At 56.6% G+C, this 22,618-nt stretch carries 18 protein-coding genes; 16 read left to right on the forward strand and 2 right to left on the reverse strand.

Translation table 11 applies throughout. The features are described from left to right. Positions 1-8 precede the first annotated feature (8 nt). The gene (gene glnD / locus JK232_RS20400) at positions 9-2,687 is read right to left on the reverse strand and encodes a bifunctional uridylyltransferase/uridylyl-removing protein GlnD (RefSeq protein WP_072932507.1); all 2,679 of its coding nucleotides are present in this window, start codon (positions 2,685-2,687) and stop codon (positions 9-11) included. 43 nt (positions 2,688-2,730) lie between these two features. After that, positions 2,731-3,525, reverse strand: a complete 795-nt coding sequence (gene map / locus JK232_RS20405; protein WP_072932504.1) for a type I methionyl aminopeptidase — start codon at positions 3,523-3,525, stop codon at positions 2,731-2,733. Between the two features lie 344 nt (positions 3,526-3,869). Here map and rpsB point away from each other — a divergent pair, with 344 nt between their 5' ends. From rpsB to dnaE, 16 genes are all read left to right on the forward strand, one after another. Next, on the forward strand, positions 3,870-4,595 hold the full coding sequence (rpsB, locus tag JK232_RS20410) for a 30S ribosomal protein S2 (RefSeq protein WP_072932490.1): 726 nt from the start codon (positions 3,870-3,872) through the stop codon (positions 4,593-4,595). 150 nt (positions 4,596-4,745) lie between these two features. After that, positions 4,746-5,603, forward strand: a complete 858-nt coding sequence (tsf, locus tag JK232_RS20415) for a translation elongation factor Ts (RefSeq protein WP_072932488.1) — start codon at positions 4,746-4,748, stop codon at positions 5,601-5,603. Between the two features lie 147 nt (positions 5,604-5,750). Then, positions 5,751-6,476, forward strand: coding sequence for a UMP kinase (gene pyrH / locus JK232_RS20420; RefSeq protein ID WP_072932486.1), 726 nt, complete (start codon positions 5,751-5,753; stop codon positions 6,474-6,476). 158 nt (positions 6,477-6,634) lie between these two features. After that, on the forward strand, positions 6,635-7,192 hold the full coding sequence (frr, locus tag JK232_RS20425; protein WP_072932483.1) for a ribosome recycling factor: 558 nt from the start codon (positions 6,635-6,637) through the stop codon (positions 7,190-7,192). 154 nt (positions 7,193-7,346) lie between these two features. Further along, positions 7,347-8,543, forward strand: a complete 1,197-nt coding sequence (gene ispC / locus JK232_RS20430; protein WP_212589633.1) for a 1-deoxy-D-xylulose-5-phosphate reductoisomerase — start codon at positions 7,347-7,349, stop codon at positions 8,541-8,543. A 235-nt stretch (positions 8,544-8,778) separates the two neighbouring features. Continuing rightward, complete coding sequence (gene ispU / locus JK232_RS20435) at positions 8,779-9,537, forward strand: (2E,6E)-farnesyl-diphosphate-specific ditrans,polycis-undecaprenyl-diphosphate synthase (protein ID WP_072932477.1); 759 nt, start codon at positions 8,779-8,781, stop codon at positions 9,535-9,537. A 9-nt stretch (positions 9,538-9,546) separates the two neighbouring features. Next, a complete protein-coding gene (cdsA, locus tag JK232_RS20440; protein ID WP_072932474.1) occupies positions 9,547-10,395 on the forward strand; it encodes a phosphatidate cytidylyltransferase in 849 nt (282 codons plus the stop codon). Between the two features lie 28 nt (positions 10,396-10,423). After that, positions 10,424-11,779 (forward strand): sigma E protease regulator RseP, encoded by a 1,356-nt coding sequence (gene rseP / locus JK232_RS20445; RefSeq protein WP_072932472.1) that lies wholly within the window; start codon positions 10,424-10,426, stop codon positions 11,777-11,779. Positions 11,780-11,814: 35 nt separating this feature from the next. Beyond that, positions 11,815-14,238 carry an outer membrane protein assembly factor BamA gene (bamA, locus tag JK232_RS20450; protein ID WP_101828681.1) on the forward strand — a complete coding sequence of 808 codons (2,424 nt, stop codon included), beginning with the start codon at positions 11,815-11,817 and terminating at the stop codon, positions 14,236-14,238. Positions 14,239-14,394: 156 nt separating this feature from the next. Beyond that, complete coding sequence (gene skp, locus JK232_RS20455; protein ID WP_072932467.1) at positions 14,395-14,892, forward strand: molecular chaperone Skp; 498 nt, start codon at positions 14,395-14,397, stop codon at positions 14,890-14,892. A 3-nt stretch (positions 14,893-14,895) separates the two neighbouring features. Next, positions 14,896-15,918 (forward strand): UDP-3-O-(3-hydroxymyristoyl)glucosamine N-acyltransferase, encoded by a 1,023-nt coding sequence (gene lpxD, locus JK232_RS20460; RefSeq protein ID WP_072932465.1) that lies wholly within the window; start codon positions 14,896-14,898, stop codon positions 15,916-15,918. A gap of 156 nt (positions 15,919-16,074) precedes the next feature. Beyond that, positions 16,075-16,530: a 3-hydroxyacyl-ACP dehydratase FabZ gene (gene fabZ, locus JK232_RS20465; protein ID WP_072932463.1), complete on the forward strand. Its 456-nt coding sequence runs from the start codon at positions 16,075-16,077 to the stop codon at positions 16,528-16,530. Between the two features lie 3 nt (positions 16,531-16,533). Beyond that, positions 16,534-17,322, forward strand: coding sequence for an acyl-ACP--UDP-N-acetylglucosamine O-acyltransferase (gene lpxA / locus JK232_RS20470; protein ID WP_072932460.1), 789 nt, complete (start codon positions 16,534-16,536; stop codon positions 17,320-17,322). A gap of 3 nt (positions 17,323-17,325) precedes the next feature. Continuing rightward, on the forward strand, positions 17,326-18,474 hold the full coding sequence (gene lpxB / locus JK232_RS20475; RefSeq protein WP_072932458.1) for a lipid-A-disaccharide synthase: 1,149 nt from the start codon (positions 17,326-17,328) through the stop codon (positions 18,472-18,474). Next, on the forward strand, positions 18,471-19,073 hold the full coding sequence (rnhB, locus tag JK232_RS20480) for a ribonuclease HII (RefSeq protein WP_072932455.1): 603 nt from the start codon (positions 18,471-18,473) through the stop codon (positions 19,071-19,073). The genes lpxB and rnhB overlap by 4 nt, the downstream gene beginning before the upstream one ends. Before the next feature lie 60 nt (positions 19,074-19,133). Further along, positions 19,134-22,616 carry a DNA polymerase III subunit alpha gene (dnaE, locus tag JK232_RS20485; protein WP_072932453.1) on the forward strand — a complete coding sequence of 1,161 codons (3,483 nt, stop codon included), beginning with the start codon at positions 19,134-19,136 and terminating at the stop codon, positions 22,614-22,616. Positions 22,617-22,618 lie beyond the last annotated feature (2 nt).

The following is a 22,618-nucleotide window of genomic DNA, read 5'->3' on the forward strand; positions in this document are numbered from 1 at the left end:
AAAAATATCTATGACACTTTATCGTTTGGGTTGAGGGCTTCTGTCAACCGTTGTTCCAGTTTTCGCCGCGTTTCCCGGTTCAGGGAGCGGCGATCGCTGTCGGCCAGAATAAACAGATCCTCAACCCGTTCGCCGATGGTGGTGATCCGCGCGCCATGCAGTGACAGCCCGAGATCGGAGAATACTTCACCCACCCGGGCCAGCAGGCCGGGCTGGTCAAGGGCCACCAGCTCCAGATAGCTGCGCCGGTCAGTGTGGGTCGGCAGGAAATTGACGTTGGTCGGCACACTGAAGTGGCGCAGCTTCGGTGACGGGCGGCGCGCACGCGGCGGCTGATACTCCTGGGTCATCGCCTGTACCAGCGCCTGGCGGATCGCGTCGTGGCGGTCGGCGGCCAGCGGGCTGCCGTCCGGTTCCAGGACGATAAAGGTGTCCATTGCCATACCGTCACGGTTGGTGAAGATCTGGGCATCGTGGATGCTCAGGTTGCGGCGGTCCAGTTCACCGGCCACGGCGGCAAACAGATAGGGGCGGTCGGGCGCCCAGATAAAGATCTCCGTGCCGCCGCGCGTGGCCTGCCGGCTGACCAGCACCAGCGGCAGGGTGGAGTCATGCTCCAGCAGGTGGCGGGCGTGCCATGCCAACTGGTTCGGCGAGTGGCGCAGGAAATAGTCGGCGCGGCAGCGGCTCCAGATGCGGTGCAGCGACTCCTCGTCGATGTTGTCCATCCGCAGCAGCGCCAGCGCCTGTAACCGGTGGTGGCGGACCCGTTCGCGCAAATCGGGGCTGTTCTGCATCCCACGGCGCAACTGCTTTTCGGTGGCGAAATAGAGCTCACGCAACAGGCTCTGTTTCCAGCTGTTCCACAGGGTTTCGTTCGTGGCACAGATATCCGCCACGGTCAGGCTCACCAGATAACGCAGCCGGGTTTCGCTCTGCACTTCCGCCGTAAATTGCTGGATAACCGTCGGGTCCTGGATGTCACGCCGCTGGGCGGTCACGGACATCAGCAGGTGGCAGCGCACCAGCCAAGCCACCAGCTGGCTTTCGCGGGAGTTCAGCCCGTGCAGCTCCGCAAACGCCATGACGTCCTGCGCGCCGAGGATCGAGTGGTCGCCGCCGCGCCCTTTGGCGATGTCGTGGAACAGCGCGGCAACCAGCAGCAGTTCCGGGTGGGGCAGGCGCGGGTAAATTTCCACACAGAGCGGATGGCGCGGGCGGGTGGCTTCGTCAGCAAAGCTCTCCAGCTTTTGCAGCACCCGGATGGTGTGCTCATCCACCGTGTAGGCGTGGAACAGGTCAAACTGCATCTGCCCGACGATGTTGCTCCACTGCGGCATATAGGCCAGCAGCACGCTGTGGCGGTGCATCGGCACCAGCGCCCGCGACACCGCGCCGGGGTGGCGCAGAATCGCCATAAACAGCTCACGCGCCTCCGGGATTTCACACAACGGGGTGTGCAAATCCCGCAGGACATGGCGCAACTGGCGCAACGTGGTGGAATAGATGCCGACGATATCGCGCGTTTTCACCATCAGGTAGAACATGCGCATGATCGCTTCAGGCTTGCGCGCAAACAGGGTTTCGTCACGCAGGTCGATCAGGTTGCCGCGCAACTGGAATTCATCATCCAGCGGCCGCGGTTTCTCTGTGGCATCCAGCGCCAGGATCGCCTCGTCAAACAGTTGCAGCAGCATATGGTTCAGTTCACCCACGCGGCGGGTTGCGCGGTAGAAATCTTTCATCATGCGCTCAACCGGCTCATTGCCTTCGCCCTGGTACTGCAACAGCTGGGCCACGCTCAGCTGGCGGTCAAACAGCAGGCGGTTGTCATAGCGGGTCAGCACCAGATGCAGCGCAAAGCGGATGCGCCATAAGAAGCTCTGGCAGGCATTCAGCTCCGTGCGCTCTGCGTCGGTGAGAAAGCCGAAGCCGACCATCTCATCAAGGGATGTGGCACCGAAATGGCGGCGGGCCACCCATAACAGGGTATGGATGTCACGCAGGCCGCCGGGGCTGCTTTTGATGTCCGGCTCCAGATTGTAGCTGGTGCCGTGATAGCGCAGGTGGCGTTCGTGCTGCTCCTCGATTTTGGCGCGGAAAAAGTCCGGCGACGGCCAGAAGCCCTCGCTGAAAATATGCTTTTGCATCGACAGGAACAGTGCGACGTCCCCGCAAATCATCCGGGACTCAATCAGGTTGGTCGCCACGGTAAGATCCGCCAGCCCTTCCAGCAGGCACTCTTCCAGGGTGCGCATACTGTGCCCGACCTCGAGCTTCAGGTCCCACAACAGGGTGATAAGCTCCCCGCCGCGCTGGGCCTGTTCATCACTGAGGCGCTTTTGGCTCAGCACCAGCACATCGATATCAGAAAGCGGGTGCAGCTCGCCACGGCCATAGCCGCCTACCGCCACCAGCGCCGTCTCCGGGACGTCGTCAAAGCCGTAGTAAGTCCAGAGCCGGCGTAACAGCCGATCAATATAGAGGCTGCGGGCCTCCACTAATGTTTCTGCACTTTCACCGGCATTGAAGGCCGCTGCCAGCCAGAGCTGGAAAGTTTCAAGGTGCTGCTTCAGCGACGGGCAGGTGATCTGTGCATCAGTCAGGTGGGTAGGGGAGGGGGGCTGCTCAGGCACGGAGCGCGGCGGGATAACAGGGATTTCGTGATCGGGAAAATTCTCAGACATAAGCGCAGCCCATTAAAAAGCCGGCAACCGCCGGCTTGTTCTTTTACTGTTCGTGCGTAATCACCGCCGGCAGGGTGTCATCCTTGCGCAGGGTCATTATTTCGCAGCCGTTCTCTGTCACCACAATAGTATGCTCATACTGCGCGGACAAGCTGCGATCTTTGGTTTTTACCGTCCAGCCATCTTTCATGGTGCGGATGCGGAAATCACCGGCGTTGACCATCGGCTCAATGGTAAAGGCCATGCCCGGCTGCAGCACAACGCCGCCGTCATCCGCATCATAATGCAGCACTTGCGGCTCTTCGTGGAACCCTTCGCCGATGCCGTGGCCGCAATACTCACGCACCACTGAGAATTTTTCCGCTTCCACAAAGGCCTGGATCGCTTTGCCGAGGCTGCGCAGGCGGATGCCGGGGCGCACCATGTTAATCGCCAGGTAGAGGCTCTCCTGGGTGACGCGGCACAGGCGCTCGCCCAGAATGGTGGGTTTGCCGGCGATAAACATTTTTGAGGTGTCGCCGTGGAAGCCGTCTTTAATCACCGTGACGTCAATGTTAACGATGTCACCGTCTTTCAGGACTTTGTCATCGCTTGGGATACCGTGGCACACCACTTCATTGATTGAAATACATACCGATTTCGGGAAGCCGTGGTAGTTCAGGCAGGCGGAAATGGCCTGTTGTTTATTCGTGATGTGGTCGTGGCAGATGCGGTCAAGTTCGCCGGTGGTCACGCCGGGTTTGACGTAAGGCTCAATGATTTCCAGCACTTCCGCCGCCAGGCGGCCGGCGACGCGCATTTTCTCAATGTCTTCAGGAGTTTTAATCGAAATTGCCATGAAATGTTCCGCAGATGTTCAGTGGGCCGGCCAGCCGGCCAGCAAAAAAGAGTGCATCATAATATGGTATCAGCCCGGCAATTCGCTGCCAAACGCTGATTTCCCGGCAGCATGGGATGTAACAAGTAGTGGAGTCAGGGGCGGGTTTATGGTATAAAGCGCGCCGGCGAACCGCATCTGCGTCGTGAATAATGACCAGACGGTATCGGCCAACTAAACTCATATGTGTATAACACACACGTATCGGCACATACGCCGGGGTGCCCTGAGGAGCTTGCTCTGATTGGTCGGCGTTATGGGATACGTGGAGGCATAACCCCAACATCTACTATAGAGGTTTTATCATGGCAACTGTTTCCATGCGCGACATGCTCAAGGCCGGTGTACACTTCGGTCACCAGACCCGTTACTGGAACCCGAAAATGAAGCCATTCATCTTCGGCGCACGTAACAAAGTTCACATCATCAACCTGGAGCAGACTGTACCGATGTTCAACGAAGCCCTGGCTGAGTTGACCAAGATCTCTTCCCGTAAAGGTAAGATCCTGTTCGTTGGTACCAAGCGCGCTGCAAGCGAAGCGGTAAAAGAAGCAGCAAACAGCTGCGACCAGTTCTTCGTGAACCATCGCTGGTTGGGCGGCATGCTGACCAACTGGAAAACGGTTCGTCAGTCCATCAAGCGCCTGAAAGATCTGGAAATCCAGTCTCAAGACGGTACTTTCGACAAGCTGACCAAGAAAGAAGCGCTGATGCGTACCCGTGAGCTGGACAAGCTGGAAAACAGCCTGGGCGGTATCAAAGACATGGGCGGCCTGCCGGACGCACTGTTTGTTATCGATGCTGACCACGAACACATCGCGATCAAAGAAGCGAACAACCTGGGTATCCCGGTATTCTCCATCGTTGATACCAACTCCGATCCGGATGGCGTTGACTTCATCATCCCAGGTAACGACGACGCAATCCGTGCAGTAAACCTGTACCTGAGCGCTGTTGCTGCCGCTGTTCGTGAAGGCCGTTCGCAAGATCTGGCTGTTCAGGCAGAAGACAGCTTCGTAGAAGCTGAATAATAAGGCAAGCTCACACTGAGCCCTTATTAACCAGGTATTGAATATGGTTGGTTAGGGGGCCTTTTATAGGCCCCCTTTGCTTATCTTAAATGCGAGAACCGTCTCTGTGAGAGCCTCTCGCTCCCCCACGAGATAACCGAGGAAAATAGAATGGCTGATATTACCGCTTCCCTGGTAAAAGAACTGCGTGAACGTACCGGCGCAGGCATGATGGAATGTAAGAAAGCACTGGTTGAAGCTAACGGCGACATCGAGCTGGCTATCGACAACATGCGTAAATCCGGTCAGGCGAAAGCTGCTAAGAAAGCAGGCCGTGTGGCTGCTGAAGGCGTGATTCTGACCAAAGTGTCTGCAGACGGTAAATACGGCGTAATCGTTGAGCTGAACTGCGAAACTGACTTCGTGGCTAAAGACGCAGGCTTCAAAGCCTTCGGTGATGACGTTATCGCAGCAGCGATGGACGAAAAAATCAACGACGTTGAAGTGCTGAAAGCGAAGTTTGAAGAGCAGCGTACTGCGCTGGTGGCAAAAATTGGTGAAAACATCAATATCCGCCGCCTGGCTGTCCTGGAAGGCGACGTGCTGGGTACCTACCTGCACGGTGCACGTATCGGCGTCATGGTTGCTGCAACCGGCGCTGACGAAGAGCTGGTGAAGCACGTAGCAATGCACATTGCTGCAAGCAAACCGGAATACGTGAAACCTGACGACGTCCCGGCTGACGTGGTTGCCCGTGAGCACCAGATCCAGCTGGACATCGCGATGCAGTCTGGTAAACCGCGCGAAATCGCTGAGAAAATGGTTGAAGGCCGTATGCGTAAATTCACCGGTGAGATCTCTCTGACCGGCCAGAACTTCGTTATGGACCCGAACAAAACCGTTGGCCAGCTGCTGAAAGAGCACAACGCTGACGTGATCAACTTCATCCGCTTTGAAGTGGGCGAAGGCATTGAGAAAGTCGAAACTGACTTCGCTGCTGAAGTTGCAGCCATGAGCAAGCAGTCTTAATGACTTTACGGAGCCGCCATCAGGCGGTTCCGTTTTATCCAGCCAGATTAATCCCAATGACATCCTGCCTTGTAGCGCTTGCAACAAAGTTGTGATGTGATACACAAAAAACCCCACTACTCTCACTGCTTCTTAGGACAGAACACCATGGCAACCAATGCAAAACCCGTATATCAGCGTATCCTGCTTAAGCTGAGTGGCGAAGCCCTGCAAGGCGCAGAAGGTTTTGGTATCGACGCTAGCGTTTTGGATCGTATGGCACAGGAAGTAAAGGAATTGGTCGAGCTGGGCATCCAGGTCGGTGTGGTCATTGGCGGGGGTAACTTGTTCCGCGGGGCGGGCCTGGCTCAGGCCGGCATGAACCGCGTAGTGGGCGATCACATGGGAATGCTGGCCACCGTGATGAACGGCCTGGCGATGCGTGATGCGCTGCACCGTGCCTATGTGAATGCCCGCCTGATGTCCGCGATTCCGTTGAACGGCGTGTGTGATAACTACAGCTGGGCTGAAGCGATCAGCCTGCTGCGTAATAACCGCGTGGTTATCTTCTCTGCCGGTACCGGTAACCCGTTCTTTACCACTGACTCTGCGGCCTGTCTGCGCGGTATCGAAATCGAAGCTGACGTGGTATTGAAAGCGACGAAAGTGGATGGCGTTTACTCCGCTGACCCGGTAAAAACCCCGGATGCAACGCTGTACGAACAGCTCTCTTATGCTGATGTGCTGGAGCGCGAACTGAAAGTGATGGATCTCGCGGCCTTTACCCTGGCGCGTGACCATAACCTGCCGATCCGCGTATTCAACATGAACAAACCGGGCGCCCTGCGCCGCGTCGTGATGGGTGAAAAAGAAGGCACGCTGATCTGTAAATAACGGCGTACCATTAATTTTGATATCATGGGCGCACGCGGGAGCGGTATACCGCCGGTGCTCCCCTGTTATCTTTAGCCAGTCTCGCTGCTGGTGTGAATATTTTCCGACTATACTTAGTGTAGAGTCTGCCAAGTAACCAGTTTTCAAGGGTTCGCAACGTGATTAACGAAATCAGAAAAGATGCTGAAACGCGTATGGAAAAATGCGTGGAAGTTTTCAAAACCCACATCAGTAAAATCCGTACCGGCCGTGCTTCTCCAAGCATCCTGGATGGGATTCAGGTGGAATATTACGGCTCCGCGACGCCGCTGCGTCAGCTGGCTAACGTCGTGGCTGAAGATTCCCGCACCCTGGCTATTACCGTCTTCGACCGCACCCTCGGCCCGGCCGTTGAAAAAGCCATTATGTCTTCTGACCTCGGCCTGAACCCGTCCTCTGCGGGTGCAGTGATTCGTGTACCGCTGCCGGCATTGACAGAAGAGCGTCGTAAAGATCTGATCAAAGTCGTGCGCAACGAAGCAGAGCAGGGTCGCGTTTCCGTACGTAACGTGCGCCGTGATGCTAATGAAAAAGTGAAAGCTCTGCTGAAAGACAAAGAAATCAGTGAAGACGAAGAGCGTCGTTCTCAGGATGATATCCAGAAAATGACCGATGTTTTCATTAAGAAAATCGATGTCACGCTGACAGAGAAAGAAGCGGAATTGATGGAGTTTTAATTCCCGCTGTGAAATAAAGCGTCGCCCCGGCGGCGCTTTATTATTTTATAAGGTGATATTTCTGTTTGTCGCTGAAATCCCATAGACAACAGAGGTTGCAGGTTTCAGACTGGACGCCTTCCAATCATAATAAACAGTTATTCAGAGCATCCTCATGAAGCAACTGACCATTCTGGGTTCCACCGGGTCTATTGGCATCAGCACCCTGGCTGTTATTCGTGCCAACCCTCAGCAATTTACGGTTAAAGCCCTGGTTGCCGGGCATAATGTCGACGTCATGGCACAACAGTGTGCCGAATTCAGGCCTGAGTACGCCGCGATGGCGGATGAACAGGCGGCACAGCAGTTACGTCTGCGTTTGGCTGAGCTGGGCCTCCGGGTTGAAGTGATGGCCGGCCAGGAAGCGGCCTGCACGTTAGCGGCCCTGCCTGAGGTTGACCAGGTGATGGCGGCCATTGTCGGCGCTGCCGGCCTGCTGCCCACGCTTGCCGCCATCCGGGCCGGCAAACAGGTGCTGCTGGCCAATAAAGAGTCCCTGGTGACCTGCGGGCGCATCTTTATGGACGCTGTGGCACAGAGCGGCGCCCAACTCCTGCCTATCGACAGCGAACATAACGCGATTTTTCAGAGTTTACCGGAGAGCATTCAACGCTGCTTAGGGTATGCTTCCCTTGAAGATCATGGTGTCGCGCGGATTATTTTAACCGGCTCCGGTGGCCCGTTCCGTGACACACCGCTGGCGGATTTCGCCGGTGTGACCCCGGCGCAGGCCTGTGCGCATCCCAACTGGTCGATGGGCCGTAAAATTTCCGTCGATTCCGCCACCATGATGAATAAAGGACTGGAATATATTGAGGCCCGCTGGCTGTTCAACGCCTCTGCTGAACAGATGGAAGTGATTCTCCATCCGCAATCCGTGATTCACTCTATGGTGCGTTACCGTGACGGCAGCGTGCTGGCGCAGCTCGGCTCCCCTGATATGCGTACCCCGATCGCCCATGCGATGGCCTACCCGCAACGGGTCGGGGCCGGTGTCGCTCCCCTGGATTTCTGCCGCATTGGGGCGCTGACCTTCATGGAGCCTGATTATCAGCGTTATCCCTGTCTGAAGCTGGCGATTGATGCCTGCCATACCGGGCAGGCTGCCACCACGGCCTTGAACGCCGCTAACGAAATTGCCGTCGCGGCATTTTTGGATAATGCGATCCGCTTCACTGACATTGCTGCCGTAAACCGCGCCGTGCTTGATACACTGGCCCTGACAGAGCCACACAGTGTCGAGGATGTGCTGGAGATCGACCGCCGGGCACGTGATGCGGCATCTCACCGCGTGAACGCGGCCCGTCGCTGACCTATCTGCTTGCATTTACGGCAATTTGTCGGCGTTAGGTGAAAATGGTATAGTCAGCGCCTCCCGGCACCTGCCATGAATGTCAGTAAAAAGGATTTTCAGCGGCGCGCTGTCGCCGGCAGTGCGGGGGCTTTTTTTAGGGTAAGCCGTGCCTGTTCACGGCTTTTTTGCGCACACAGGGCCTTATGTTCCGGTAGCACTGTTGTATTTCTGATTGAGGAAATAAGTACGCGTTATGTCGTCCGCAAATCAACAAGGGGCTGACCTGCCCATCCCGGGACCACGCCACGTCGCCATTATCATGGACGGCAACGGCCGTTGGGCTAAACGTCAGGGAAAGTTACGGATCTTTGGTCATAAAGCAGGGGTGAAATCGGTGCGTCGCGCAGTGAGTTTCGCTGCCAACCATCATCTTGATGCACTCACGCTTTATGCCTTCAGCAGTGAAAACTGGAATCGTCCCGCACAGGAAGTAACCGCATTGATGGAGCTGTTCGTCAGAGCGCTGGACAGCGAAGTCAAAAGCCTGCATAAACATAACGTCCGCTTACGGGTGATTGGGGATACCAGCCGTTTCAGTGCCCGTCTGCAGGAGCGAATCCGACGGTCTGAAGCGTTAACCGCCGGTAATGATGGCCTGACGCTTAACATCGCGGCGAATTATGGCGGCCGCTGGGATATCATTCAGGGAATGAGAACGCTGGCGCAGCAGGTTCAGGCGGGCGAGCTTCAGCCAGACCAGATTACTGAGGAAGGCTTAAGCGAGCTGGTTTGCCTGCACGAGCAGGCCCCGGTGGATCTGGTGATCCGGACGGGTGGAGAGCACCGTATCAGTAATTTTTTGCTGTGGCAGATTGCCTATGCTGAGCTTTACTTTACAGATGTCCTTTGGCCTGATTTTGATGAACATGTCTTTGAAGGTGCGCTGAATGCATTTGCACATCGCGAGCGCCGCTTCGGGGGAACAACACCTATCGGCGCTGATGCGTCCTAGGGAGAACTTTTGCTGAAGTATCGCCTCATCACTGCGTTTATTTTAATCCCGATCGTCATCGCCGCGCTGTTTCTGCTTCCGCCGGTGGGGTTTGCTGTCGTTACCCTGATCGTCTGTATGCTGGCTGCCTGGGAGTGGGGCCAGCTGGCCGGCTTCACCTCACGCAACCAGCGCGTCTGGCTGGCTATCCTGTGCGGGTTCCTGCTGGCGCTAATGATGCTGACCGTGCCGGCCTATCCTCAGTCGCTGCCTGTGTTGCAGGTAAGCCTGTCACTGTGGGCCTCGTTGCTGTGGTGGGCGGCAGCCCTGCTGCTGGTGCTGTTCTATCCCCGCTCAGCCGGCATATGGCGCCATTCAAAACCCCTGAGGCTGCTGTTTGGCCTGCTGACCATCGTGCCGTTTTTCTGGGGCATGGTGTCGCTGCGGCAATATGGTTATGAAGAGAATCCCACAGCCGGTGCCTGGTGGCTGCTGTATGTGATGCTGCTGGTCTGGGGCGCAGATTCAGGGGCGTATATCTTCGGCAAACTGTTCGGAAAACATAAGCTCGCACCCAGAGTCTCACCGGGGAAAACCTGGCAGGGGCTGATTGGCGGGCTGGTGACGTCTGCGGTTATCGCCTGGGCTTTCGGCCGTTATGCGCCGCTGAGCATTCAGCCTATGATGCTGTTGGTATGCTCTATTGTCGCGGCCCTGGCCTCGGTACTGGGCGACCTGACGGAAAGCATGTTCAAACGTGAAGCCGGTATTAAAGACAGCGGCAGCCTTATCCCCGGTCACGGTGGGGTACTCGACCGGATTGACAGCCTGACGGCCGCGGTACCGGTTTTTGCCTGCCTGATGCTGTTGGTGTTCTAAGCCGTCTGAGACGGGGAGTTTAGGGAATATGATGAACATACTCTGGAGCCTGGCGGCGTTTATCGTTGCGCTGGGGGTGTTGATCACCGTGCATGAGTTCGGCCATTTCTGGGTCGCCCGTCGCTGTGGTGTCCGTGTTGAACGTTTCTCTATCGGATTTGGCCGCGCGCTCTGGAGGCGGACTGACCGCCAGGGCACCGAATATGTTATCGCCCTGATCCCGCTCGGCGGCTATGTCAAAATGCTCGACGAGCGGGTTGAGGCCGTCCCACCTGAATTACGTCACCAATCCTTCAACAACAAAACGGTCTGGCAGCGCGCAGCGATCATCAGCGCCGGGCCTGTTGCCAACTTTATTTTCGCTGTTTTTGCCTATTGGCTGGTGTTCATCATCGGGGTTCCCAGCCTGCGCCCGGTGGTGGGGGAGATAGCCCCTGACTCGGTCGCCGCACACGCGGAAATTTCGCCGGGTATGGAACTTAAGTCACTTGGCGGTATCGAAACGCCTGATTGGGATTCAGTGCGTCTGGAGCTTATCGGCAAAATTGGCGATGCGCAAACCACGGTCGGTGTGGCGCCGTTTGGCTCCTCACAGGTTGTTGAGAAGACACTGGATTTACGTCAGTGGCAGTTTGAGCCGGACAAGCAGGATCCCGTCGTGGCATTGGGCATTATGCCGCGTGGTCCGCAGATTGAACCGGTACTGGCAGAAGTGCAGGCGGGTTCAGCTGCGGCAAAAGCGGGTTTGCAACCCGGTGACAGGATCGTTAAAGTCAATGGTCAGCTTTTAGGGCAGTGGCAGCGTTTTGTCACGCTGGTGCGTGATAACCCGGCCAAACCACTGGTTGTAGAGATTGCGCGGGCAGGTTCCCCCTTGTCTTTGACCCTGATTCCGGATACAAAGCCGGCAGGAAAAGGTGAGGTGGAAGGGTTTGCCGGCGTGGTCCCGAAGATTATCCCGCTGCCTGATGAGTATAAGACGATCCGCCAGTATGGGCCGTTTACAGCCTTCTATGAAGCCGGGGACAAAACCTGGCAGCTGATGAAGCTGACGGTCAGTATGTTGGGCAAGTTGATTACCGGTGATGTGAAGCTGAACAACCTGAGTGGCCCTATTTCCATTGCGCAGGGCGCAGGGATGTCAGCAGAGTACGGGTTGGTTTACTACCTGATGTTCCTGGCGCTTATCAGCGTGAACCTCGGGATTATCAACCTGTTCCCACTGCCGGTATTGGATGGTGGACACCTGCTCTTCCTGGCGATTGAAAAGCTGAAGGGTGGGCCGGTTTCTGAGCGAGTACAAGACTTCAGCTATCGCATCGGCTCGGTATTGCTGGTGCTGTTAATGGGGCTTGCACTTTTCAATGATTTCTCCCGTCTCTGAGGCGGGGGATAGGTTAGGAAGAACGCATAACAACGATGGCGATGAAAAAGTTGCTCATAGCGTCGCTGCTGTTTGGCAGCGCCACCGTATACGGTGCAGACGGGTTCGTAGTGAAGGACATTCATTTCGAAGGCCTGCAACGAGTTGCCGTCGGTGCGGCGTTACTCAATATGCCGGTTCGCGTAGGCGATACGGTGAATGATGAAGATATCAGCAGCACCATCCGCGCCCTGTTTGCAACAGGGAACTTCGAGGATGTCCGCGTCCTGCGTGATGGTGATACCTTAATCGTACAAGTGAAAGAGCGCCCGACAATCGCCAGCATCACTTTCTCCGGTAATAAGTCGGTGAAAGATGACATGCTCAAACAGAACCTGGAAGCCTCTGGCGTCCGCGTTGGTGAAGCGCTCGATCGCACGACTCTCTCCAGCATTGAGAAAGGCCTGGAGGATTTCTACTACAGCGTCGGTAAATACAGCGCCTCCGTGAAAGCGGTGGTGACGCCGTTGCCGCGTAACCGTGTTGACCTGAAACTGGTCTTTACGGAAGGTGTGTCAGCCAAAATCCAGCAGATCAACATCGTGGGTAACCACGCGTTCCCGACGGATGAACTTATCTCGCGCTTCCAGCTGCGTGATGAAGTGCCGTGGTGGAACCTGGTCGGCGACCGGAAATATCAGAAGCAGAAGCTGGCGGGGGATCTGGAAACCTTACGCAGTTTCTATCTCGATCGCGGCTACGCCCGTTTCAACATCGACTCCACCCAGGTCAGCCTGACGCCGGATAAGAAGGGGATTTATATCACCCTGAATATCACCGAAGGCGAGCAGTATAAGCTGTCCGGTGTTGAGATTAACGGCAATATGGCCGGGCACTCTGCGGAAGTCACCAGCCTGACGAAAATCGAGCCGGGCGAGCTGTATAACGGCACCAAAGTGACCAAAATGGAAAACGACATCAAACAGATGTTGGGCCGTTATGGTTACGCCTACCCGCGCGTGATTACCCAGCCTGAAATCAATGATGCGGACAAGACGGTCAAACTGCATATTGCGGTTGATGCCGGGAACCGCTTCTATGTGCGCCATATCCGTTTTGAAGGCAATGACACCAGTAAGGACTCCGTACTGCGCCGCGAAATGCGCCAGATGGAAGGGGCCTGGCTGGGCAATGACCAGGTTGACCAGGGCAAAGAGCGCCTGAACCGCCTGGGCTACTTTGAAACGGTGGACGTCGATACCCAGCGCGTGCCGGGCACGACTGACCAGGTGGATGTCACCTATAAAGTTAAAGAGCGTAATACCGGTACCTTCAACTTCGGTATTGGTTACGGTACAGAAAGCGGCGTGAGTTTCCAGGTCGGCGTACAGCAGGATAACTGGCTGGGCACCGGGAACACCGTGGGCATTAACGGTACCAAGAACGATTACCAGACCTATGCGGAAATCTCCCTGACCGACCCGTACTTTACGGTGGACGGGGTAAGCCTGGGCGGCCGTCTGTTCTATAACGACTTCAAAGCGGACGACGCTGACCTGTCTGACTATACCAACCGCAGCTACGGCCTCGGCACGACGCTTGGCTTCCCGATCAACGAGAATAACTCGCTGCGTCTGGGGCTGGACTACGTCCATAACGACCTGTCCGATATGGAGCCTCAGGTCAACATGTGGCGTTACCTGAATTCCGTGGGCGTTAACCCGGCTGTGACCGTGGGTGAAGATACCAACACCACCGACTACAGCGCCAATGACTTCATGCTGAACCTCGGCTGGACGTACAACAACCTTGACCGCGGTTACTTCCCGACGTCCGGGACGCGCGCCAGCCTGAACGGCAAGGTGACGGTACCGGGTTCGGATAACGAATACTACAAAGTCACCTTTGACTCGACGTCCTATCTGCCGCTGAGCGAAAACCGCGAATGGGTGCTGATGGGCCGTGCCCGTGCCGGTTATGCTGATGGCCTGGGCGGCAAAGAAGTGCCGTTCTACGACAACTTCTATGCCGGTGGTTCAAGCACGGTGCGTGGCTTCCAGTCCAATACCATTGGCCCGAAAGCCGCTTATTACCGTTGTAACAGCGGTAACACCAGCTATGCCGGCTGCCCGGTAGAGAACTCAGATGATGCTGTCGGCGGTAACGCGATGGCGGTACTGAGTGCTGAGCTGATTGTTCCGACGCCGTTTATCAGCGAAAAATATGCTAACTCCGTACGTACCTCGCTGTTTGTGGACGGTGGTACAGTGTGGGATACCAACTGGGAAAACACCTCCGCGACTGACGCGGCAGGCGTCCCGGATTACAGTTCACCGGATAACTTCCGCGTGTCTTCCGGTATCGCGCTGCAGTGGATGTCGCCACTGGGGCCGCTGGTCTTCTCCTATGCGCAGCCAATCAAAAAATATGATGGCGACAAGGCAGAGCAGTTCCAGTTTAATATCGGCAAAACATGGTAAGACACCCCCTGGGGTGTCTGTCCGGCAAAATCACGGCGACATCACGCGGCCGCTCTCTTTCCCAGGCGAGTCCTGGGAAAAGGCAGTGTGTTATGCTTGGTGGGTTGTGTAATTCAAGTGTCTATGACACAAACGGGTGATGTTAAGGAGTTTATAGTGAAAAAGTGGTTGTGTGCCGCAGGCCTCGGTTTAGCAATGGCTGCTTCTGCAGGCGTTCAGGCTGCTGACAAAATTGCAGTGGTTAACGTTTCCAGCATTTTCCAGCAGCTTCCTGCGCGTGATGCAGTTGCCAAGCAACTGGAGAGCGAATTCAAAAGCCGGGCGACTGAGTTGCAGGGTATGGAACGCGATCTGCAAACCCAGATGCAAAAGTTGCAGCGTGACGGCTCTACCATGAAAGCCAGCGAGCGCAGCAAACTGGAAAAAAGCGTGATGGCACAGCGTGAAACCTTCTCCAGCAAAGCGCAGGCTTTCGAGCAGGACAACCGTCGCCGTCAGATGGAAGAGCGTAACAAAATCCTGAGCCGTATTCAGGATGCAGTGAAATCCGTTGCCAGCAAAGAAGGCTATGACGTGGTTATCGACGCTAACGCCGTGGCTTATGCCAATGCTGACAAAGACATTACTGCTGATGTGCTGAAACAGGTTAAATAATCCATGTCTTCAATTCGACTGGCTGATCTTGCACAGCAGTTGGATGCACACGTGCACGGTGATGGCAATATTGCCATCACCGGCATTGCTTCTATGCATTCCGCAGGTTCTGAGCACATCACTTTCCTCTCCAACAGCCGCTACCGTGAACAACTCGCTGCCTGCCAGGCGGGCGCAGTGGTCTTAACGGAAGCTGACCTGCCGTTCTGGCAGGGTGCCGCGCTGGTAGTGAAAAACCCTTATCTGACCTATGCGCGCATGGCGCAGCTGTTAGATACGACCCCGTCACCGGCTGAAGAGATTGCGCCGAGTGCCGTGGTGTCCCCGCAGGCAAGCCTGGGGGCCAATGTGGCGATTGGTGCCAACGCGGTGATTGAATCCGGCGTTGTACTGGGCGACAACGTGGTGGTCGGTGCGGGATGTTTCATCGGTAAAAATACCCGGATTGGCGCAGGCACCCGCCTGTGGGCCAACGTTACGGTTTACCACAATATCGAAATCGGCCAGCAATGCCTGATACAATCCGGCACGGTCATCGGCGCAGACGGTTTCGGTTATGCCAACGATCGTGGTAACTGGATCAAAATTCCTCAGCTCGGTACCGTACAAATTGGTGACCGGGTAGAGATTGGCGCCTGTACCACCATCGACCGCGGTGCGCTGGACAACACCATTATCGGCAACGGTGTCATCATTGATAACCAATGTCAGATTGCGCATAACGTCGTGATTGGCGACAATACGGCGGTTGCGGGCGGCGTCATTATGGCCGGCAGCCTTAAAATCGGCCGTTATTGCCAGATTGGCGGAGCCAGTGTGATCAACGGTCACATGGAGATCTGCGATCAGGCCGTTGTTACCGGAATGGGAATGGTTATGCGACCAATCACTGAACCTGGGGTATACTCTTCGGGCATTCCGCTGCAGACCAATAAAGCGTGGCGAAAAACTGCCGCGCTGGTGATGAATATTGACGAAATAAACAAGCGCTTAAAAGCTGTTGAGCGTAAAGTCGGAAAAGACTAATCACCATCCTTGCCCGCGAACGGCGGGTAAGGCCGCAGCGTGCTGCAGCACGTTGCACATACATACCCCTATTTGCGGCCTGCCTTATGCCCTCCTTTTGGGGGTTAAGCAGGCCGTGTTATTAATGCCATCAGTTTTTTAGACAGGAAGAGTATTTTGACTACTGACACTCATACTCTGCATATTGAAGAGATCATGGATTTGCTTCCGCACCGCTATCCTTTTTTGCTGGTCGATCGCGTTCTGGATTTCGAGGAAGGTAAATTCCTTCGTGCAGTGAAAAACGTTTCAGTCAACGAACCGTTTTTCCAGGGCCATTTCCCTGGTAAGCCGATTTTCCCAGGTGTACTGATCCTTGAGGCTATGGCTCAGGCAACCGGTATTCTGGCCTTTAAAAGCGTCGGCAAACTTGAGCCGGGCGAACTGTACTACTTCGCTGCCATTGACGATGCCCGCTTTAAACGTCCAGTATTACCAGGTGACCAGATGATTCTGGAAGTTGAATTCATTAAAGAGCGTCGTGGCGTAGCGCGTTTCAAAGGTGTCGCCAAAGTTGACGGTGAAGTGGCCTGTGAAGCTACAATGATGTGCGCCCGTCGTCGGGAGAGTTAATTCGTGACTGACAAAACCGCCTATATCCATCCCAGCGCTATTGTTGAAGAGGGTGCCGTTATCGGTGCCGGCGCACATATTGGTCCTTTTTGCTATATCGGCTCGCAGGTAGAGATTGGTGAAGGGACGGTGCTGAAATCGCATGTTGTGGTCAACGGCGTCACCAAAATTGGCCGTGACAACACGATTTATCAGTTCGCCACCATTGGTGAAGTTAACCAGGATCTGAAATACGCCGGGGAACCGACGCGTACTGAGATTGGCGATCGTAACAGCATCCGTGAAAGCGTCACCATCCACCGCGGCACCACCCAGGGCGGCAACCTGACGAAGATTGGCGATGACAATCTGCTGATGGTCAATGCCCATGTGGCGCATGACTGTGTGATCGGTAACCGCTGTATTCTGGCCAATAACGCGACGCTTGGCGGCCACGTGCATATCGATGATTTCGCTATCATCGGCGGCATGACGGCGATTCACCAGTTCTGTGTGATTGGTGCGCATGTGATGGTAGGCGGGTGTTCCGGTGTGGCGCAGGATGTGCCGCCGTTTGTCATCGCGCAGGGCAACCATGCCACGCCGTTCGGCATCAATATCGAAGGGCTGAAACGCCGCGGTTTTGAGAAAGAGTCGCTGCATGCGATCCGCAATGCCTACAAGGTGCTCTACCGCAGCGGTAAAACGCTGGAAGAGGCATTGCCGGAAATTGCCGCTATCGCTGAGCAGCACCCGGCAGTCAAACCGTTCAGTGAGTTCTTTGCCCGTTCCAAGCGCGGCATTATTCGCTGACCTATGCAAAAACGTCCATTGACGATCGGCCTGGTTGCCGGTGAAACATCCGGCGACATTCTTGGCGCCGGTTTGATTCGTGCATTGAAGACGCATTACCCGGACACCCGCTTTGTGGGTGTCGCCGGGCCGCTGATGCAGGCGGAAGGGTGTGAAGCCTGGTACGAAATGGAAGAGCTGGCGGTGATGGGCGTGGTGGAAGTCGTTGAGCGTCTGCCGCGCCTGTTGAAAATCCGCCGTGACCTGACGCGCCGCTTCAGCGAATTACAACCCGATGTGTTTGTCGGCATTGATGCCCCGGATTTTAATATCACGCTGGAAGGGCGGCTGAAACAGCGCGGCCTGCGTACCATTCATTACGTCAGCCCTTCAGTCTGGGCCTGGCGGCAAAAGCGCGTTTTCAAAATCGGCAAAGCGACCGACCTGGTGCTGGCTTTCCTGCCTTTCGAAAAAGCGTTTTACGACAAATTCAATGTGCCGTGCCGCTTTATCGGCCATACCCTGGCAGATGCCATGCCGCTGCAGCCTGATAAACAGCAGGCCCGCCAGCGTCTGGGTATTGCGGCCGGCGCACGCTGTCTGGCGCTGCTGCCGGGCAGCCGCAATGCGGAAGTCGAGATGCTCAGTGCAGACTTCCTGCGTACGGCGCTGCGGCTGCGCGAAACGTATCCCGATCTGGAGATTGTGGTGCCGCTGGTTAATGCCCGGCGTCGCGAACAGTTTGAGCGTATTAAAGCGGAGGTGGCACCGGCACTGCCGATGCACCTGCTGGACGGCCAGTCGCGGGATGCGATGATCGCCAGTGACGCCGCGCTACTGGCATCCGGCACGGCCGCGCTGGAGTGTATGCTGGCGAAGTGCCCGATGGTGGTGGGTTACCGGATGAAACCCTTTACGTTCTGGCTGGCCGAACGGCTGATTAAAACGCCGTATGTCTCCTTGCCAAACCTGCTGGCCGGGCGCGAAATCGTCACGGAGCTGTTGCAACATGACTGTGTGCCGGAGAAGCTGGCCACTGCCCTGTTACCGCTGCTGGCGGGCGGGGAGCAGAGTGCGGCGCTGAAACAGACTTTCCTTGAACTACATCAGCATATCCGCTGCAACGCCGATGAACAGGCGGCGCAGGCTGTACTGGAACTGGCTCATCCATGAGTGAAATTTTTGTCTATCCCGCCGCGCACTGTATTGCCGGTGTGGATGAAGTGGGCCGTGGCCCGTTAGTCGGCGCGGTGGTCACCGCCGCCGTCATCCTCGACCCGGCCCGCCCGATTGCCGGGCTTGCCGACTCCAAAAAACTCAGCGAAAAACGCCGTCTGGCGCTGTTTGACGAAATCACCGAAAAGGCGCTGGCCTGGAGCCTGGGGCGTGCTGAGCCGGAAGAGATTGATCAGCTGAATATCCTGCATGCCACAATGCTGGCGATGCAGAGGGCGGTCGCCGGGCTGGCCGTCACGCCGGACATGGTGCTGATTGACGGCAACCGCTGCCCGGCACTGCCGATGGCGGCACAGGCCGTGGTCAAAGGCGACAGCCGGGTGGCAGAGATCAGCGCCGCGTCGATTCTGGCTAAAGTGACCCGCGATCGCGAGATGGCCGCGCTGGACCAGCAGTTCCCGGACTATGGTTTTGCCCAGCACAAAGGGTATCCTACCGCCTTTCATCTGGAGAGGCTGGCGCAGTTCGGGGCGACAATCCACCACCGGCGTAGTTTTGGCCCGGTCAGGCGAGCGCTGGCGCTGCCGCCACGTTAATTGATTACCCGCGCACCTTCCGGTGCGTGGTTTCCATTCACTCTATTCTGGTATTTCGATATGGCCGAACCTCGTTTTGTTCACCTGCGCGTACACAGTGACTACTCCATGATCGATGGGCTAGCCAAAGTGGGCCCGTTGGTTAAGCGAGCCGCTGCCCTCGCTATGCCGGCCCTGGCAATCACGGATTTCACCAACCTTTGCGGGCTGGTGAAGTTTTATGGCAGCGCGCACGGTGCCGGGATCAAACCGATCATCGGGGCCGATTTCCATGTGCAGAGTCCCGAACTGGGCGATGAGCTGGCCCAGCTCACCGTGCTGGCGATGAATAATGAGGGTTACCAAAACCTCACGCTGCTTATCTCGCGGGCCTATCAGCGCGGCTACGGCGCGGCCGGCCCGATTATCGACCGTGAGTGGCTGGCAGAGCAGAAAGAGGGGCTGTTGCTGCTCTCCGGCGGCCGCCTGGGCGACGTCGGTAAATTCCTGCTGCGCGGCAATCAGGTGCAGGTTGATCAGGCGCTGGCGTTTTATGCCGAACACTTTCCCAACCGCTATTACCTGGAGCTGATCCGCACCGGGCGGGCGGATGAAGAAGCCTATCTCCACGCCGCCGTCGCGCTGGCGACCGAGCGCGGCGTGCCGGTGGTGGCCACCAACGATGTGCGCTTCCTGGTGGCCGATGATTTTGACGCCCACGAAATCCGCGTCGCCATTCATGACGGTTTCACCCTCGACGATCCCAAGCGGCCGCGTAACTACAGCGCCCAGCAATATATGCGCAGCGAAGAGGAGATGTGCGAGCTGTTTGCCGACATCCCGGAAGCGCTGGAAAACAGCGTTGAGATTGCCAAGCGCTGTAACGTCACGATCCGCCTGGGTGAATACTTCCTGCCGCAGTTCCCGACCGGGGAGATGACCACCGAAGATTTCCTGGTCATGAAATCACGCGAGGGGCTGGAGGAGCGGCTTGAGTTCCTGTTCCCTGACCCTGAGGTGCGGGCGCAGAAACGGCCGGAGTATGATGAACGGCTGGATGTTGAACTCAACGTGATCAACCAGATGGGCTTCCCCGGCTACTTCCTGATCGTGATGGAGTTTATCCAGTGGTCGAAAGACAACGGGGTGCCGGTAGGGCCGGGCCGTGGGTCGGGTGCCGGTTCACTGGTGGCTTACGCGCTGAAAATCACCGATCTCGATCCGCTGGAGTTTGACCTGCTGTTCGAGCGCTTCCTCAACCCGGAACGTGTCTCAATGCCAGACTTTGACGTCGACTTCTGCATGGAGAAACGCGACCTGGTGATTGAGCACGTGGCGGAGCTGTATGGCCGTGACGCGGTGTCCCAGATTATTACCTTCGGGACGATGGCGGCCAAAGCGGTTATCCGTGACGTGGGCCGGGTGCTGGGGCATCCGTATGGCTTTGTGGATCGTATTTCCAAGCTGGTGCCGCCCGATCCGGGCATGACGCTGGAGAAAGCCTTTGCGGCGGAGCCGCAACTGCCGGAGATCTACGACGCCGATGAAGAAGTGCGTGCGCTGATCGACATGGCGCGCAAGCTGGAAGGGGTAACGCGTAACGCCGGTAAACACGCCGGGGGCGTGGTGATTGCGCCGACCAAAATCACCGATTTCGCGCCGCTCTACTGTGACGCGGAAGGCAACCAGCCGGTTACCCAGTTCGACAAGAACGACGTGGAATATGCCGGGCTGGTGAAGTTTGACTTCCTTGGCCTGCGCACACTGACCATCATTAACTGGGCGCTGGAGATGATCAACGCCCGGCGCGCCAAACAGGGGCTGGAGCCGATCGACATCGCCTCTATCCCGCTTGATGACAAGAAAAGTTTCGACATGCTGCAACGCTCGGAGACCACGGCAGTCTTCCAGCTTGAATCGCGCGGCATGAAAGACCTGATCAAGCGCCTGAAGCCTGACTGCTTCGAAGACATGATCGCGCTGGTGGCGCTGTTCCGCCCCGGCCCGCTGCAATCCGGCATGGTAGATAACTTCATCGACCGTAAGCATGGCCGCGAAGCGATCTCTTACCCGGACATCCAGTGGCAGCATGAGTCCCTGAAGCCGGTACTGGAGCCGACCTACGGCATCATCCTGTATCAGGAACAGGTGATGCAGATAGCCCAGGTGCTGGCTGGTTATACGCTGGGCGGCGCGGACATGCTGCGCCGTGCGATGGGGAAAAAGAACCCGGTCGAAATGGCCAAACAGCGCGGCGGTTTTGAAGACGGCGCGAAATCACGCGGCATCGACGGCGAATTGTCGGTGAAAATCTTCGACCTGGTAGAGAAATTTGCCGGTTATGGCTTTAACAAATCGCACTCCGCCGCCTATGCGCTGGTCTCTTACCAGACATTGTGGCTGAAGGCGCACTATCCGGCAGAGTTCATGGCGGCGGTGATGACCGCGGACATGGACAACACCGAGAAAGTGGTCGGGCTGGTGGATGAGTGCTGGCGCATGGGGCTGAAAATCCTGCCGCCGGACATCAACAGCGGCCTCTATCATTTCCACGTTAATGATGACGGTGAGATCGTTTATGGCATCGGCGCGATCAAAGGCGTCGGGGAAGGGCCGATCGAAGCCATCATTGAGGCGCGTAACAAAGACGGCTACTTCAAAGAGCTGTTTGACCTCTGCGCGCGTTCCGACATCAAAAAGCTGAACCGGCGCATTCTGGAGAAGCTGATTATGTCAGGGGCGTTTGACCGCCTCGGGCCGCACCGCGCCGCGCTGATGCACTCACTGGGCGACGCGCTGAAAGCCGCCGACCAGCATGCCAAAGCGGAGGCGATTGGTCAGGTCGACATGTTCGGCGTGCTGGCGGAGGCCCCGGAGCAGGTGGAGCAGTCCTACGCCAGCGTAGCGCCGTGGCCGGAACAGAAAGTGCTGGATGGGGAGCGTGAGACGCTGGGGTTATACCTCACCGGCCACCCCATCACGCAATACCTGAAGGAGATCGAACGTTATGCCGGCGGGCAACGTTTGAAAGATATGCACCCGACGGAACGGGGCAAAATGACCACTGCGGTAGGATTAGTGGTGGCATCACGCGTTATGGTGACCAAACGGGGTAACCGCATCGGGGTTTGCACGCTGGATGACCGCTCAGGGCGTCTGGAGGTGATGTTGTTCACCGATGCGCTGGAAAAATACCAGCATTTGCTGGAAAAAGACCGTATCCTGATTGCCACCGGACAGGTCAGCTTTGATGACTTCAGCGGCGGCCTTAAAATGACGGCCCGTGAACTCATGGACATCAGTGAAGCCCGGGAAAAATATGCTCGCGGGCTTGCTATCTCGCTGACTGACAGGCAAATTGATGACCAGCTTTTGAACCGTCTCCGTCAGTCGTTGGAACCCCATCGATCGGGGACGATTCCAGTGCATCTGTATTATCAGCGCGAAGATGCACGCGCACGGCTGCGCTTTGGTGCAACCTGGCGCGTCACGCCGACCGATCGTTTACTGCTGGATTTGCGTACCTTGGTCGGTAATGAGCAGGTGGAACTGGAATTTGACTAATA

Source organism: Nissabacter archeti (assembly GCF_018257325.1).
GTDB lineage: Bacteria > Pseudomonadota > Gammaproteobacteria > Enterobacterales > Enterobacteriaceae > Chimaeribacter > Chimaeribacter arupi.

What these genes read in the sequence shown, in the direction of transcription:
- glnD (WP_072932507.1), bottom strand. Translation starts at nt 2,687, where the DNA reads ATGTCTGAGAATTTTCCCGATCACGAAATCCCTGTTATCCCGCCGCGC.
- map (WP_072932504.1), bottom strand. Translation starts at nt 3,525, where the DNA reads ATGGCAATTTCGATTAAAACTCCTGAAGACATTGAGAAAATGCGCGTC.
- rpsB (WP_072932490.1), top strand. Translation starts at nt 3,870, where the DNA reads ATGGCAACTGTTTCCATGCGCGACATGCTCAAGGCCGGTGTACACTTC.
- tsf (WP_072932488.1), top strand. Translation starts at nt 4,746, where the DNA reads ATGGCTGATATTACCGCTTCCCTGGTAAAAGAACTGCGTGAACGTACC.
- pyrH (WP_072932486.1), top strand. Translation starts at nt 5,751, where the DNA reads ATGGCAACCAATGCAAAACCCGTATATCAGCGTATCCTGCTTAAGCTG.
- ispC (WP_212589633.1), top strand. Translation starts at nt 7,347, where the DNA reads ATGAAGCAACTGACCATTCTGGGTTCCACCGGGTCTATTGGCATCAGC.
- ispU (WP_072932477.1), top strand. Translation starts at nt 8,779, where the DNA reads ATGTCGTCCGCAAATCAACAAGGGGCTGACCTGCCCATCCCGGGACCA.
- rseP (WP_072932472.1), top strand. Translation starts at nt 10,424, where the DNA reads ATGATGAACATACTCTGGAGCCTGGCGGCGTTTATCGTTGCGCTGGGG.
- bamA (WP_101828681.1), top strand. Translation starts at nt 11,815, where the DNA reads ATGGCGATGAAAAAGTTGCTCATAGCGTCGCTGCTGTTTGGCAGCGCC.
- lpxD (WP_072932465.1), top strand. Translation starts at nt 14,896, where the DNA reads ATGTCTTCAATTCGACTGGCTGATCTTGCACAGCAGTTGGATGCACAC.
- lpxB (WP_072932458.1), top strand. Translation starts at nt 17,326, where the DNA reads ATGCAAAAACGTCCATTGACGATCGGCCTGGTTGCCGGTGAAACATCC.
- rnhB (WP_072932455.1), top strand. Translation starts at nt 18,471, where the DNA reads ATGAGTGAAATTTTTGTCTATCCCGCCGCGCACTGTATTGCCGGTGTG.
- dnaE (WP_072932453.1), top strand. Translation starts at nt 19,134, where the DNA reads ATGGCCGAACCTCGTTTTGTTCACCTGCGCGTACACAGTGACTACTCC.